The 16,342-nt window shown below is 30.7% G+C and carries 13 protein-coding genes and 1 pseudogene; all 14 read right to left on the bottom strand.

Going from position 1 to position 16,342, the window contains the following annotated elements:
- Window positions 1-22: 22 nt before the first annotated feature.
- The 14 genes and pseudogenes from OW730_RS06070 to treC all read right to left on the bottom strand — a co-directional run bounded on the left by OW730_RS06070 (window position 23) and on the right by treC (window position 16,316).
- Window positions 23-1,000 (bottom strand): alpha/beta hydrolase, encoded by a 978-nt coding sequence (locus tag OW730_RS06070; protein ID WP_271228171.1) that lies wholly within the window; start codon window positions 998-1,000, stop codon window positions 23-25.
- A 460-nt stretch (window positions 1,001-1,460) separates the two neighbouring features.
- Window positions 1,461-2,804: an IS1595 family transposase gene (locus tag OW730_RS06065; protein ID WP_271228170.1), complete on the bottom strand. Its 1,344-nt coding sequence runs from the start codon at window positions 2,802-2,804 to the stop codon at window positions 1,461-1,463.
- Between the two features lie 35 nt (window positions 2,805-2,839).
- On the bottom strand, window positions 2,840-3,607 hold the full coding sequence (gene istB / locus OW730_RS06060; RefSeq protein WP_271224841.1) for an IS21-like element helper ATPase IstB: 768 nt from the start codon (window positions 3,605-3,607) through the stop codon (window positions 2,840-2,842).
- Window positions 3,608-3,611: 4 nt separating this feature from the next.
- Window positions 3,612-4,829 (bottom strand): IS21 family transposase, encoded by a 1,218-nt coding sequence (gene istA, locus OW730_RS06055; protein ID WP_271224840.1) that lies wholly within the window; start codon window positions 4,827-4,829, stop codon window positions 3,612-3,614.
- Window positions 4,830-5,192: 363 nt separating this feature from the next.
- Entirely contained in the window at window positions 5,193-6,281 is a 1,089-nt protein-coding gene (gene tnpB, locus OW730_RS06050; RefSeq protein WP_271229510.1) for an IS200/IS605 family element RNA-guided endonuclease TnpB, read from the bottom strand.
- Between the two features lie 46 nt (window positions 6,282-6,327).
- Window positions 6,328-6,408: pseudogene (locus OW730_RS06045) on the bottom strand (IS200/IS605 family transposase); the annotation flags it as partial.
- 418 nt (window positions 6,409-6,826) lie between these two features.
- Window positions 6,827-8,731 (bottom strand): threonine--tRNA ligase, encoded by a 1,905-nt coding sequence (gene thrS, locus OW730_RS06040; RefSeq protein WP_271229523.1) that lies wholly within the window; start codon window positions 8,729-8,731, stop codon window positions 6,827-6,829.
- Between the two features lie 458 nt (window positions 8,732-9,189).
- Window positions 9,190-9,315 carry a hypothetical protein gene (locus OW730_RS26925; RefSeq protein ID WP_442945433.1) on the bottom strand — a complete coding sequence of 42 codons (126 nt, stop codon included), beginning with the start codon at window positions 9,313-9,315 and terminating at the stop codon, window positions 9,190-9,192.
- A 60-nt stretch (window positions 9,316-9,375) separates the two neighbouring features.
- Window positions 9,376-10,236 carry a hypothetical protein gene (locus OW730_RS06035; RefSeq protein WP_271228169.1) on the bottom strand — a complete coding sequence of 287 codons (861 nt, stop codon included), beginning with the start codon at window positions 10,234-10,236 and terminating at the stop codon, window positions 9,376-9,378.
- A 47-nt stretch (window positions 10,237-10,283) separates the two neighbouring features.
- Complete coding sequence (locus tag OW730_RS06030; RefSeq protein WP_271228168.1) at window positions 10,284-12,662, bottom strand: alpha-galactosidase; 2,379 nt, start codon at window positions 12,660-12,662, stop codon at window positions 10,284-10,286.
- Window positions 12,663-12,946: 284 nt separating this feature from the next.
- Window positions 12,947-13,360 carry a hypothetical protein gene (locus OW730_RS06025; protein WP_271228167.1) on the bottom strand — a complete coding sequence of 138 codons (414 nt, stop codon included), beginning with the start codon at window positions 13,358-13,360 and terminating at the stop codon, window positions 12,947-12,949.
- Window positions 13,347-13,739 carry a hypothetical protein gene (locus OW730_RS06020; protein WP_271228166.1) on the bottom strand — a complete coding sequence of 131 codons (393 nt, stop codon included), beginning with the start codon at window positions 13,737-13,739 and terminating at the stop codon, window positions 13,347-13,349. The genes OW730_RS06025 and OW730_RS06020 overlap by 14 nt, the downstream gene beginning before the upstream one ends.
- 155 nt (window positions 13,740-13,894) lie before the next feature.
- Entirely contained in the window at window positions 13,895-14,614 is a 720-nt protein-coding gene (gene treR / locus OW730_RS06015) for a trehalose operon repressor (RefSeq protein WP_271228165.1), read from the bottom strand.
- A 34-nt stretch (window positions 14,615-14,648) separates the two neighbouring features.
- Window positions 14,649-16,316 carry an alpha,alpha-phosphotrehalase gene (gene treC, locus OW730_RS06010; protein WP_271229522.1) on the bottom strand — a complete coding sequence of 556 codons (1,668 nt, stop codon included), beginning with the start codon at window positions 16,314-16,316 and terminating at the stop codon, window positions 14,649-14,651.
- Window positions 16,317-16,342 lie beyond the last annotated feature (26 nt).

Raw genomic sequence — 16,342 nt, 5'->3', positions numbered from 1 at the left:
CTTTAAGACTAGCTTATGTTTATTAATCTTTTTTCTTTCCATCAAAATTTTTCTTCATAAAATTTAAAATTTTATTAGAGTATTCTTCATTTAAAAGCGGGTTCTCAAACTCTTCATCTGTGGATAAAATCATATGTTCATCCCCTTCTACAATTAAAGTCTGAACATGCTTAGGTGCATTCTTCATTATTCTTTCAAAATTTTCAAAAGAAACTTGTGAATCCTCTTTTGAATGCATTAAAAGTGCTGGTCTATCCCCTAATTTCTTTATCTGATTCTTTGGATTCATAGAGAATGCTTTAGGACCATATTTATAAGCTGTATATACTTTTACAAATGGCTTTTGCAGCTTCGCATATACTTCAGGAGCATCCATGTTTATCATATTTTCATAGAATACATCTTCAAAAGACGAATAGGCCGACATACTAATCAATCCATCAATTTCTTCAATTTCTCCAATAGAATTTATTGCCGTTGCTCCACCCATAGAAACACCAAATATAACTATAGGAATATCAGAATACTTATCTTCAATATACTCAACAGCAGCTTTAACATCTAAATATTCTTTATATCCTAAACCTATTACCTCTCCTTCACTTTCTCCATGAGCTCTCAAATCTACTAATAAAGAGCCATATCCATTATCCTTTAGCATTTTCCCATGCCCAAAGTAAGCAGTAACTGAAGGATTGTGTATCCCTGATAAAAAAATTACCATAGCTTTAGGCTTATCCACTAATACTTCTTGAGCAACAATCTTAAGACCATCTTCTGTCATAAGCTCAACTTTATCTGTCATAAGTCTATAATCTTCCCCTGAGTGTATTTTTTTATGGTTTACATGCATATTAACCATATCTTTCATCACCATATGAGGTACATATAATAATCCTCCTACAACGGTCAAAAGTAAAACTACTAATATCCCCAATATAATTTTCTTAGCTCTTTTTGGCTTTTTACTTTTCCTTTGAACTATTTTCTGAGTTCTCATATACTCCTTCCCCCTAATCTATTTCTATAAACTCTTTAAACCTATATTCATTATACATTTTATTATATTTATAGGCAATTTTAGTTATAAACCGAATTATCCACAATTATCTGATAATTAACTTAATAAATTTTAAAATCTGTGAATAACTACTGATTAATTTATACTAACTGTTGATAAATTTTAATTTAGTTCAATCTCCACTTTCATCAAGTATAATTTAATGAATTTAGTAACCTATCTCTCTTTTTTAAAATGCTGTTGAAAAGTATACAACCTATTCTCACATCAAAAATATTACTAATAAAACTAAAATAAATATGCAGCATATCTCTCTTTTTTATAATACTGTTGAAAAATATTCTCTAAATCTTATCCTTCCCCCCTTTTTCATGCTTGGACAATCAGCTAATCAAGTTATTTCAATGACTTATACTGCAGATTGTACCCCCAACTTCACCTAAGCTGCAGTTACAAAAATTGGCTTCCGTTCCTTAAAATCTTTTATAATCATACCTGTATACGTAGTATGACTTTCTATAAAGAAACACTTAGTCTCATTATGGTAATCATTTTCCCCCAATTGCAACTCCCCGTTATAAATGCTCTTCTCTTTTAACCATCTATACCAATATAAATAATTAGTCAGATATTTACTTGATACCCCGTTAAAACAAGTTAGCCAATTATTTATCTCTCTTTTCATAGCCATTAGATTCCTTATATGATATTCCTCATTTTGATCACCAGTACAACTCCTTCCCAAGAACAGCCCAAACTCATCGGCAAATTGCTGATAATACCTGTTTCCTTCTGTACATAATACAGTTCCATATTCAATATTTCCATAGAAAATAGTTTCTAACACACGCTTATCTATTCGCCTATCATTACATGCCTCAACGATCATATTTCCACATCTGTCCACAGCACATACTACATAATTAATATTTGGTTTATTATCATTAAAAATCAGCGTATATTTATTCTTAAGGCCACCTCTTCTTCCGTTACTAAATAACCCCCGACGATCGTTTTTCTTATTTATATTCCCTTTTTTGCTCTCAACAACTAGCCTATGTCCTAACTCAACAATTCCACCAACGCAACCCGTTCCCATATTTGCTCTCAATCCATCCATTATTTTATGACGCCAGAAAAAAGCAGTGGCAATATTTATTCCTACTATGCGACTACATTCTCTTAAAGATAACCCTCTCACCATACACTTCATATATTCTATCCATTTATATATTCCTTTTTTACTATAATACATAGGAGACATAGTTGTATCACTGAATGTCTTTCCACACTCTTCACCCTTGCATTTATATCTCTGCTTCCCATCATATTTACCATACTTCCAAATCTTTTTATATCCACAATGTGGACACACCCCACCCTCCTTGAACCTTTCCCCTCTTATTCCATCAATTATCTCTTCCTCTTTCTCATGTATTTTATCTCTATCTATCTCCTTTATTATTCTCTCAAGAATTCTTAGCCTACTGATCCTCTTCTTCTCTCTCATTGCACGCTCTTGAGCTTTCAATTGCCTCTCTTCAAAAATCTTTCTCTCTCTATCCCTACTTATATTAATAATTTTAATTAAGTTTGATTTTATCTCATCACTCAGATTGTAGCTCAGTATATCTTTCTCAAATTTATCTAAAAACTCATCTTTAAACTCCTCTATAAAACCTTCATTTAAATCAGTCTCATACTGTTCTTTAAACCACATTCTTTTTTGCTCATTTGATTTTTCATTTATATTACTATTGTAAATGTCAATCCCAAAATGCACAAAAATTATAATCTCAAAATGTACAATTATTATAATTATTGATTTTTGATTTTCTTACTTTCCATTACCTCTATCTTTCCTTTTAATCTATAGGATGGTCCAGTGATTTTAACAATACTTGAATGATGAATCAGTCTATCCAATATTGCGTTAGCAAGTGTAATATCTGAAAAAACTTCACCCCATTTACTAAAAGGTTGATTGGTAGTTATAATAGTTGAATTTTTCTCGTATCTCTTATTTATTAATTGAAACAATAGGTTAGCACCTTGTTTATCAATTGGTAGATAACCTATTTCATCAATAATTAATAACTTGTACTTTGCATAGTGTTTTAATTTTGTTTCTAATCTATTCTCCGCATGAGCTTTGTTGAGCTGCATAATTAAATCATGACATGATATAAAATAAGTTAAATGTCTTTTCTTAGCTGCAGCAACACCAAGTGCTACAGCTAAGTGAGTTTTTCCAACCCCTGAAGAACCAAAGAATAGTATGTTTTCTTTATTTTCAATGAACCTTAAACTCTCTAAATCTAATATTTGAGTTTTGTTTATTGAAGGTTGAAAATCGAAATCAAAATCTGACAAAGTTTTTTCAAAAGGAAATGCAGATACAGCTATCTGAATCCTTGAAGCTCTCTCATTTCTAAATTCTAATTCTTTCTCTGTCAATGCTAATAAAGCATCAATAAATGTAAGATCCTTATTAGTTATTTCATCTAAGAAGTTTGGCAGAAAACTTCTAAATTTCTCTAATTTCAGTGTTTCAAGGTTATTAAGTAGTTTGTTATAATTACTCATTTAATCACTCCTCTAAAAAAATATCCATATTCTTTAAGTTTTCTTCAATAAAAAGTTCTACATCATCTTCTGCATAATGGCTCAGAGCATTTGAAAGTAGTATTTCTTTTGCATGATCTTTTTTATAGTGAAAAGTTTTATCGGATATCTTATGACAAGCAACTAAATCTTTAGTATAATAAATATAAAGTTCAGATTCTATTTCTGAAACGGTTAAATAACAACCTATATAACAGGTTGGAACGGAGTATTTTTTACCTTTATATCTAATCATGGATTCATTAGATACCTTATATTCTTTTTCGTGGTGGAAATATGATAGAAGGATATCCATTGTAGGTAACGGGTTTAAATACTCTTTTTCTTTTTCAAATCTTATAAATGGTACCTCGTTCGTTGCTTGTGAAATTTCACTATTAATATCATGATTAAATGATTCTACTATCTTCTCTAAATCTTCAAATGTATTGAATTCTTCATTAAAAGGCGTTAGCCTGTCCACTAGCTTCGCTAGAGTTTCTACTTTACCTTTAGTTTGAGGCCTATATGGTCTACATGTGATTACATCAAACCCAGCATCCATAGAGAAGTATTTGAAATTTTTATTTATGGATACATTTTTAAAAGAAGTAGTATTCCTATCCACTACCGTGGACATATTATCGAAAAGTATTTCTTTAGGTATCCCTTGATAATATCTAAAAGCTTCAAATAAACATTCAAACAGAGTTTTTTGAGTTCTATCCATTGTTAATTTCAAATATTTTAGTCTTGAATATCCTAGAACCATCAAAAATATATTTACTTCAAATACTTCACCTTCCTTATTAATCATTTTTATACTTTCTTTCCAATCTACTTGAGCTTGAAGTCCTGGACTTGTATCAAACCTTATTGTTGCTTTTTTCACCTGTGATTTTCTATGTTTTTTCACAAAACTATTTACTGTTTGGTATCCTCCTGTATAGCCTTTTTTCTGTATAAATTTGAATATAGCCATTGAAGTAGATCCATAGTTATCAGCTTTATCTTTAACTATTTCTTTATAATCATCAAGTTTCCCATTAATAACTCTAGGTTTTCTTGTAGAACTATTTGATTCTGTTAAGTACTTATCGATTGTTCTTCTATCGCAATTAAATCGTCTAGCTAATTCGCTTTTATTCAATAAATCTATCTCCTCTCTTATTAAATTTATTTGATTTGACACATCTTTTCTCATAATATTTCTCCTAACTTTTTTTGAAATATTATACTAAAAAATGTACAAATTTGTGTAGTTTGAGATTATAATTTTTGGCTAATTTGATTATATAATTTACAACTATTAGAAAAATAAGTCATAATTACCTCCAGACTACCATTTATACAAACCTTCACTTGTACAAACATATTTTCGTATTCCTTTTATAATTATGACCATTCCTTATTTTTATAAACATTACTCACGAAAAAATATTTAATCTATTCTAAGTGAACTACCCTCCACTTACTTCATTGAAGTGGGGGCTTCTTGGTCAATACTCCCAATGGAGCAAGTTTACCCAAGCTTACAAGGTCGCACCGACCTTAGTTATTACCAAAACTATATAGCTAGTTTCAGTAGATTTTTACTTGCATTTATATCTCTATCATGCTTCGCATTACAGTTAGGACAAATCCACTCTCTGAGCCCTAAGTTTTTCACTTCTTTGTTTTTATAACCACATTCAGAACATAATTGACTACTAGCATAATTCGATGGTGCTATAACTATCTTTTTGTCATTCCATTCTGCCTTATATTCTAACATTCTTCTAAACTCAAACCATGATACCTCACCTATTGCCTTTGATAGCTTATCATTCTTCATCATATTCTTTACTTTTAAGTTTTCTATAACTATTGTTTGGTTTTCACAGATTAGTTTAGTAGATAACTTGTGTAAAAAATCTTTTCTTTGATTGGTAATCTTCTCATGGAGTCTTGCGACTTTTAATCTAGCTTTATATCTGTTATTACTTCCTTTTTTCTTTCTTGATAAGTCCTTTTGTAGTTTTTTAAGTCTTTTTTCTGATTTTCTTAACCATTTAGGATTGTCATATCTATCACCATTGGAGCATATAGCAAACTCTTTCAAGCCAACATCAACACCTATTTTATTTTCTACTTTTGGCAACTTTATATTTTCAGTATCAACCAATATTGAAACATAGTATTTATTACTTGGTGTTTTTGTTATAGTACAACTCTTTATTAATCCAGTGAATTGTCTATGCAATTTTATTTTAATCATAGATTTCAATTTAGGAATCTTAATATATCCATATTCAATACATACAGTTCCGTTTTGATTATTAGTTGTGTAACTGTGATAATTACTTTTCTTACTTTTGAACTTAGGAAATCCTACGGATTTATCCCTAAAGAAATTTTTATAAGCTTTATTCAAGTTTAATTGGGCATTGGCTAAAGCTAAACTATCAACTTCTTTTAACCAAGGGAATTCTTTTTTATATTGTGCAGGAGTTGGATATTTCACTTTTTTTATGTCTAAATCTTTGTTTTCTTCATAAGATTTTATCCTATCAGCTAACATTTTATTGTATATGAATCTAGTACAACCAAATGTTTTAGCCAAATATAATCTTTGCTCTGAATTAGGATAGATTCTATATTTATAAGCTTTTAACAACTCCCTCACCTCACTTTTCACCTTGATTTTGAATATATTTCTTTATTACTTCTCTTCTATACTTTATAACTAATACAAGATGATAATGCAATAAGAACACTGAATGATTATTTGTATCTAATTTCATAATTATCACCCATTTCTATTATTAACTACTGATTATATTTTAATGCAAAAATAATAGGAGCAAGTTATTTTTACGCATTCATCTCCCACTTATAGAAGATGGGAGACTTCTGCTAGTTACGTTAAATTATTTAAGGCTTGTACTCTATCGAATCAAGCCAATTCAACATTGTTTTAAAAAAGAGAGCTATGTTTAGAATTATACTCGTATCACACTTTAACGATTGTCCTTTTTACTTAACTATTTTTTCAACAATTTCTTAAAAAAGAGATATATGTGACTTATTTATTTAATGTATAGTGACTACGGCCTGTCCGGCCTTAAACCTTATATCCTATTATAAAATTTCATTAATAAAAAAACTGCAATTAGATTTTAAAATAAAATCCAATTGCAATAATACCATCATAAAATACATCTATTTCTTTTCTTCTATCTCTTGAATGATTCTATCAATAAACTTGTTAATTGACACGCTTCCCTCCTCCCCATTCTCTCTACTTCTTAAGGATACGACACCCTCTTCTGATTCTTTTTCTCCAGCAATTATTATATATGGAACTCTCTCATTCCTAGCTTCTCTTATTTTATATCCGATTTTCTCAGCTCTGTTGTCTATTTCTACTCTAATACCATTCTCTTTAAGCTTACTTACTACGCTATCACAGTACTCTTTATACTTTTCTGATATTGGCAGTACTTTCACTTGAACAGGTGATATCCATACTGGGAATTTCCCTTCAAAGTGTTCAATTAATATACCCATAAATCTCTCAATACTTCCATATATAGCTCTGTGTATTACTATTGGTCTATGCTTTTCTCCATCTTTCCCAATATAATTCAAATCAAATCTTTGTGGTAATTGGAAATCAAGCTGTATAGTTCCACATTGCCAAGTCCTTCCTAATGAATCCTTAAGGTCAAAATCTATTTTAGGTCCGTAGAAAGCTCCATCACCTTCATTTATAACATATTCCTTACCTATCTGGTCAAGCGCCTCTTTAAGAGCACACTCCGCCATATCCCAATCTTCTATACTTCCTATTGAATCCTCAGGTCTTGTTGATAACTTTATATTGTATTGGAATCCAAATGCTGAATATATCTCTTCTATTAATCTAATTACCCCTATTATTTCATCTTTTATCTGCTCTGGTAACATAAATATGTGAGCATCATCCTGTACAAATGACCTTACTCTCATAAGTCCATGAAGCGCTCCTGATAATTCATGCCTATGAACTCTTCCAAGTTCCGCCATTCTTATTGGAAAATCTCTATATGAATGAACTTCACTTTTATATACAAGCATTCCACCTGGACAACTCATTGGTTTAATTGCATAATCTTCATCATCAATTTTTAGTGCATACATATTCTCTCTATAATGATCCCAATGTCCTGAAGTCTCCCATAAATGCCTATTTAGAATTATTGGAGTTTCAACCTCAACATATCCCGATTTAGAATGTATATCTTTCCAGAAATCTATAATCTTATTTTTTAAAATCATTCCCATTGGAAGCATAAATGGAAATCCTGGTCCTTCTTCCATTATTGCAAATAGCTTTAGTTCTTTCCCTAACTTTCTGTGATCTCTTCTCTTAGCTTCCTCTAAAAACTCCAGATAATCCTGGAGCATTGATTGTTTAGGAAATGCAGTCGCATATATTCTAGTTAACATCTCCCTCTTTTCATCACCTTTCCAATATGCTCCTGCAATACTCATTAGCTTAATAGATTTAACCATCTTTGTATTTGGAAGATGTGGTCCTGCACATAGGTCAACGAAATCCCCCATTTTGTAGAAAGATATTATTGCTTCTTCTGGAAGGTCATTAATGAGTTCAACTTTATATTTCTCACCCTTTTCTTCCATTAGTTTAATTGCTTTCCCTCTTTCAAGTTCAAATTTCTCAATTGGATGCTCCTCTTTAATTATCTTCTTCATTTCTTCTTCTATCTTGTTAAAATCATTCTCTGAAAGTTTATGGCTTAGATCAAAATCATAGTAAAATCCATTCTCTATTGAAGGTCCTATAGCTAATTTAACATCCTTATATAATCTCTTGATAGCATATGCCATGATATGTGCAGCAGTATGTCTATATACATCTGCACCCTTTTCATCTTCAAACTTTAAAATATTAACCTCATCATTGTCATGGAGTTCAGTTGTGAGACCAACCACCTTTCCATTGACTTCTCCTGCAACTGCTTCTTTATACAACCTTCCACTAATGCTCTTAGCAAGTGTAGTTAGATTGCCACCTCTTTCAATTTCTTTCACTGCTCCATTGTTTAGTTTTACTTTGATCATCACAATTGTTACCTCCTTTTCTGGTTTTTATATAAAATAAAAAAACATCCATCCCATACAAGGGACGAATGTTATATTCGCGGTTCCACCCAAGTTAACACATCCTTTTATTAGAATGCATTCACTCATTTTATAATTTAACGGATTATCCGATGACATTTCCTATCTAGTACTCTGCCATGGCTCAAGGGTAGTTTTCACATAAGAGATTCTATAGTGAAACTTGATTTATACTTGTATCAAAATCACGAATGTTCAACGTGTTTTGTACATGTATAAATTAATAGTTGAACTAGAATCTCCAAGGCCATATGGGATCTGCTCTCAATCGGTGACATATCCTCCCTGTACACTGGGTTCTCTGCTACTCTTCCTTTTCATTGCCTGCAATTTTATGTAATTTCTTTAAATAATATCATTTTAATATTTTATTGTCAAATAAATTTTCAGATTATTTTCTATTTTTCAATCTCTATCTCCCTACCAATTATAATACAACCAGCATCATCATGATGTCCTAATTTATCAGTTTTCACAATTGGAATCTCTCTGTCTCCAATGGCTTCTTTTATTAATTCCTCTATATCAGGTTTTGTATTTTCTGCTTCAAGCTGGCTAAATGTTCCTAGTATAATAGCATTTATTTAAAGAATAAATGCTATTATTATTATAATCAAATGTACTATTAACTCTATCCTACTTACTTTAAAATTGTGAGATAATTGAGTTTGTACTACTAAAGTTACTAATCTTGATACATAGCATACTACTAAATATATAATAGCTATCATTCCAAAATATTTTATTACTCTAATTGGAGACATAAGTTTATCATTCATCATATATGGTATTACAATAAGAGCAGCAATTACATATGTAATAATTTTATATACTCCAAAATTATACCCCTTCTTCCCCCTTTTAAAATTCCATCCACCTTTAAGTAAGATAACAAAATCTACCCATTCTACTTTCTTGTCATCCTTACTTCCTCTCATACCCACTTGTTCAGAACTATATTCATCTATGTAATCCTCATTGCTTATAATTATATTCTCTAAGAATGTAAATGGATCTTGTTTATCAGCGCTGCTCAACTCACTTGTAGTGTCTATCAATTCCTCTAGAGTTCTTTTTACTTTATATAATCCATACTCCCCTTTCTTAAGTTTAACTTTTTTATATGCTTTTTCTTCCTTCTCATCTGCTATCTCATCACAAATAGTTCCACAGAAACCTTTATATTTACACTTTGGATAATGATCTTTTACAGGTTCTTTTTCAAACCCTTTACTGCATCCACAATACCGATCCCCACGAAAACCCTCTTCTAAAATTCTTAGAAATAGTTCATCTGAAACATTAACTTCTTTTTCATTATCCTTAATATATTCATCAAGTTCTTCTACTTCCCTATACACATTTTTTAAATAGTCTTCTAAATTTCCCCTGTACTTTCCTTTGTATTTTAATATAACTCTATATAAATCATCATTGAAATACATATATTTTCCCCCTTATCAATTATCATATACTTTTGACACTACCAATCCTATTTGCTTTTTATATAATATATTCTTGAGCCGAAATCCCCTATATATCTAACCTTCTCATTGTACCCTCCACCATTAAATTGTGGGTACGGTTTAAATCCTGCATACATTAACTCATCACCATATGCTTGAATTCTTTGATTTTCTCCTTTAAATAAATAGTTATCACTTACAATCTTATGAACTATCCCCTTCAAACCGTTGGTACTCACCTCAAATGGTACATAGTCATTTATAAGTTCACCGAACTGTTCAATATTCATAAATTGTTCTCTAGTATACAGACAATATAGACTATCTTCTTTTAATCCTTTGAGCTTTATGGATTCAAGATTCATATTACTCTCCTGTATCTTCTGATAATAGCCAATTATTCCATCACTCTTATCTTCTGATACAACCATACAAATAGATTGATTAGATTCAAATGGTGATTTAATTCTATAAAATTCACCAAACTGAAATAGTTTTCTATGTTTCTTATAAAATTCAATCTGCTTTTTAATTACTTTTCTCTCATAGTTTGATAACTTGGTTATATCAAGTTCATATCCAAGAACTCCAAATGAAGCCACATTAAATCTACTCTCTATAGAGTTATTTCTCAATGTCTGAATGGATGGATTTGATCCAACATGAGCACCTAGTGTACTCTGAGGATACAACATCGATGATCCATACTGTATATTCATCCTCTCACCTGCATCTGTATTATCACTTGCCCAGGTCTGAGGCATATAGTAAAGCATCCCTAAATCATACCTATTTCCACCACTTGCACAACTCTCAAAAAGTATATGCGAAAATTCTGTGGTTATTCTTCTCATAAGCTCGTACACCCCAAGAACATACCTATGATGGAATTCCATCTGTCTCCAACTTTCAAGATAATTGGAATACACATCTGTTATACTCCTGTTCATATCCCATTTTACATATTTAATGTTTGAGGATGATAACACTCGTTTTAAAGTCTTATACAAATACTCCCTAACCTCAGGGTTTGTCATATCAAGCATTAGTTGATTTCTTCCTAATGAAGGTTCTCTATTTGGTAGTTTTACTGCCCATTCTGGATGTTTTCTAAAACGTTCACTGTTCTCAGATATCATCTCTGGCTCAACCCATAAACCAAAATCTAAACCTATTTTATTTATCCTGTCACATAATTGTTTAAGTCCTCCTGGAAGCTTTTTATCATCAACTATCCAATCTCCAAGACTGCTCGTATCATCATTTCTCCCTCTAAACCACCCATCATCAAGAACAAATAATTCCATGCCTAGTTCCTTAGCATTTCTTGCAAGGTTCAATAACTTTTTCTCATTAAACTCAAACCCTACAGCTTCCCAGCTGTTGAAAATAATACTTCTCTCCTTGTATTGCCATTTAGGTGGAATCAAATTATTATTTATTACGTTATGAAAATTCCTAGATACTCTATTCATACCTTCATATGAGAAGGTCATGATAACTTCTGGTGTTTGAAAGTAGTCTCCCTTTTCAAGATTCCAACAAAAATCAAATGGGTTTATCCCCATCTGAAGTCGCATAATTTCATGAGGATTTATTTCTACCACACCTTGGTGATTACCACTATATACAAGTGCAAAGCCATAACATTCTCCATCATATTCGTCACAATTTTTCGTCTTTATGCACATTAACGGATTATGATCAGCTCCAGAAACACCTCGCTTTGAATCTATATAATAAATTCCTTTTAAGAGAGATTGTTTCTGAATGTGTTTCTCTCTAATCCACTTTCCCTCAAGTGTTAATAGCTCATAATCCTCATATAAAAAATCTAGATTCATACTCATTACCTTATGAATCTTTAATTTGCCTTTATTACCATTAACTATTCTGCAGCTTCTTGTTATAACATCCTTATAGTAGAATACTGAGTATTGGAGGATAACATATACATCTATACTCCTATCATACATAGTTAGTTCCAATGAGTTAATTTTTTCTTTATTTTTCTCATGCCTCTCACCTGTATTTTCAAAAACATGAGGTAATCCTTCTATCTCATATTTCCCTTCAAAAATCTTGTGTGAATGATATAGAAAATCACTAACTCTTGTTCCATCCTCCATTTCCATATGTATTGATGGTTCCTTATAGTCTCCCTTACCGTATGATGATAATTCCAATCTAGTTGTATTAAGTGAAAAATTTTCAATTTCCCTGCTATAGTTTACTTCTAATCCAACAGGAGTATTAAAATTTTGGTAAAGTGAATCAAAGTTCTTTCTATGTTTTATCTTCCTGCCATAATGAAGATTACTTAAATGCCCACTAGGCAGTACCTTTATGATATAACTAGTTTTATCTGTTGTGAGATGAAATTCTTTATTATTATAGTAGATCATTTTCTCCTCACTCCATTTAAATTCTTTATATATCTTATTACCTCAAAACAAGTAATATACGACACTATGTTATGGATAAATAGAAAAGTACACAAGAAATATTAACTTCTCGTGTACTTTATACTAATATTTTTTATATAATTGTGTATATTATCTATTCTTATGCACATACTACTAATGAAGCACAAGCGAGATATATACTCGTAGCATCACATGTGCTTTATCAGAAGCTTTTCAATGTCGCCACTCTGGAAAAGCTTCTGTTTATTTTTATGTATATATTTTTACTTATTTTCACTAACAGTTCCATACTCCTGAGCTATTTCTAGTATTTCTTTATTATTTATATTAGTAATTAAAAAACCATAAAATAATGCACCAAAATACATTACACTAATTACTGCTATTTTACTTATAACATTAAGAACTAAGTCTAATCTATTAGAAATTGTTATAACACCAGACATTACACAATAACATATTATTAAAAGACTAGCTGTAAACAATAAAGATATTACTTTTCTTCTAATTCTTATTTTCTCATTCTTCCGTATCAGTTTATAATATCTTTCCCAAGTTTCCTTATCATACTTTTCTATGTAATCTAATTGAGTATAAGTTATCTCCCATCTCTTTCCTTTTATAAGTCCATTAGTCATATTAGTCTCTACCCCTCTGATATTATTACTTATTTTCATCTACAGTTCCATACTCCTGAGCTATTTTAAATATTTTTTTATTATTTATATTAGTTACTAGAATCCCATAACATAGTACACCTAAATATATTGCACAACTTATCCCTGTCATACTTACAGCTTTATTAATAGCTATATCTAGCTTATCACTACTCGGTATTAACGTTCCACCCATTATGCCAAATTTTATATAACAAAGAATTATAATGATACTAACTACAAAAATTACAGAAATAACTTTTCTACTAGTTCTTATTTTCTCATTGTTCCTTCTCAATCTGTAGTAACTCTTGCATGTCTGCTCATCATATTTTTCCATATATTCTCTCTGAGCACGAGTAATTTCCCATCTCTTTCCTTTTATAATTCCATCAGCCATACTGTTCTCTACTCCCCTTTCAGCTTCATTACCCCTTCACTTACCCCTATATTCACCATTATAGGTATTTATTTATAACTGTCAATAATTACACTTTTAAGTGTCAAAAAATAGTGCTAAAAACAACAAAACACCCAACATAGTTGAGTGTAAGCTTATTGTGTTATTTTTCTTCTTGCAAAATCCACAAATGTAAATTTATCTGGTCTGTGTCTTGATTCAGAGTATTGGAACAATGTAGTATCATCAAGATACACATGATTTTTAACTTGAACCACCATATCATAATCTCCTAAATCAAGATATTTTCTATCTTCTTCTGTTGCCTTCTCTACAGTGAATTCTTTTTTTGCATAACTTATATTTAGTTTAAGGACTTCTTCAATATATTCATATATTGATTTTACACATATCTCCTTATTGAGTTCCTTGATGTATTGACTATTAAAGTATTCTTTATCAAGAATTATACGCTCTTTTCCTATCTTTCTACTTCTAACAACTTTCCACACCTTATTATTATCACTAATTTCAAGCTGTTTCATTAATTCATCATCGGGGTCTATTAATTCAAACTCATTCAGTATTGTTTCAACCTCATAGTTCATCTTCTCTGATAACTCTTTGAAGCTTATTAAACCCGATACTGGGAATTCAAATTTATTCACATCAAGAACAAAAGAACCTTTTCCTTTTACCTTTTGAATATATCCATTTTGAGCTAGTAAATTTAAAGCTTTTCTAACTGTATCTCTTGAAACTCCGTAATCATTCATCATCTGATTTTCAGATTTAAGTTTTGTATTTGCTTTTATTTTATTTTCCTTTATATCTGTTGCGATTTCATTATATATTTCATAGTATTTACTTTTCACAATATATCACCCAAAAATAATTCTAACACTACTCCTATTTTTTAACAAGGTGATAAACTATAGATTCATAAGGTCTTAATATAATACTGTTCATATTTACTTTTGAATCATTGTAATTACTTATTAAAATCTCCACTTTATATTCGCTATATTCTACTCCTATAGTAAAGTCTACCTCTACATCTTCTCCATAGAAATTATTCATAACAATTAATTTTTCCTCATTGTATCCTCTCTCATAGGCGAATACTTTATTGTGATTATCTAGTAATAATTTATAATTTCCATAAGCAATAATATCATTTTGTTTTCTTAATTCTATAAGTTTTTTATAGTGATAAAAAACAGAATCCTTATCCTTTAGGGCATTTTCAACATTAATTGTTTTATAATTTTCACTTACTCCTAGCCATGGTGTACCCGTTGTGAAACCACTATTTGCTTCATCATTCCATTGGACTGGTGTTCTTGAATTATCTCTAGATTTCATCTGAATGATTTCCATTATCTCTTCTTTATTCATTCCTTTATTCCTAAGCTCGTTAAACATATTTACAGATTCTATGTCATTATATTGTTCAATACTTTGGAATTTAGGATTGGTCATGCCTATCTCTTCCCCTTGGTATATATATGGCGTTCCCTTCATCATATGAATAGTTGTTGCTAGCATCTTTGAAGATTCTTTATGATATTTTTCATCATTCCCAAATCTACTCACAACCCTTGGCTGATCATGATTGCACCAGAACAAGGCATTCCATCCGCCCCCTTCATGCATCTCCTTTTGCCATGTTGATAATATTTTCTTTAACTCACTGAAATCAAATTCCATTTTAGTCCACTTATCCCCATCCTTATAATCTACCTTAAGATGGTGAAAACTAAATACCATGGATAACTCTTTCTCTTGTGGGTTTGAATACTTTATGCAGTTATCTATTGAAGTTGAAGACATTTCTCCAACTGTTAAAATATCCTTATGTTTCCCAAAGGTCTCTCTATTTAATTCCTTAAGATACTCATGAATTTTGGGACCATCTGTATAGAATCTTCTCCCATCACCTATATGATCATCCATATATTCCTCTGGTTTAGAAATAAGATTTATTACATCTAATCTGAATCCATGAACTCCTTTGTTAATCCAAAAGTTAACAATCTTATATATCTCTTCTCTTACCTTCTTGTTTTCCCAATTTAAATCTGCTTGAGTTACATCAAAAAGATGCAGATAATATGCATCAAACTCCTCAACGTATTGCCATGCATTCCCTCCAAATTTTGATATCCAATTTGTAGGTTCTTTTCCTTCCTTAGGCTCTTTAAATATATAAAAATCCTGATACTCTTTATCTCCATCCATAGCTTTCTTGAACCATTCATGCTCAGTTGATGTATGGTTAAATACCATATCAAGCATAATCTTTATCCCATTCTCCTGTGATACCTTAACTAACTCTTCAAAATCACTCATTGTTCCAAACCTTGGATCAATATTATAGTAATCCTCAACATCATATCCGTTATCCTTCTGAGGAGAAATATAGAAAGGAGTTAACCAAATATAATCTACTCCTAACTCTTTTAAATATCCTATTTTCTCAGTAACACCCTTTAAATCACCAAATCCATCTCCATTTGAATCATAAAAAGATTTAGGATATATCTGATAAACCACACTCTTTTTAAAATCTACCATCATATCATCTCCTCTATTCAAAGTCC

The organism is Oceanirhabdus sp. W0125-5, from assembly GCF_027938815.1.
Lineage (GTDB): Bacteria > Bacillota > Clostridia > Clostridiales > Clostridiaceae > Oceanirhabdus.
This window is presented reverse-complemented; position numbering and strand designations above follow the sequence as displayed.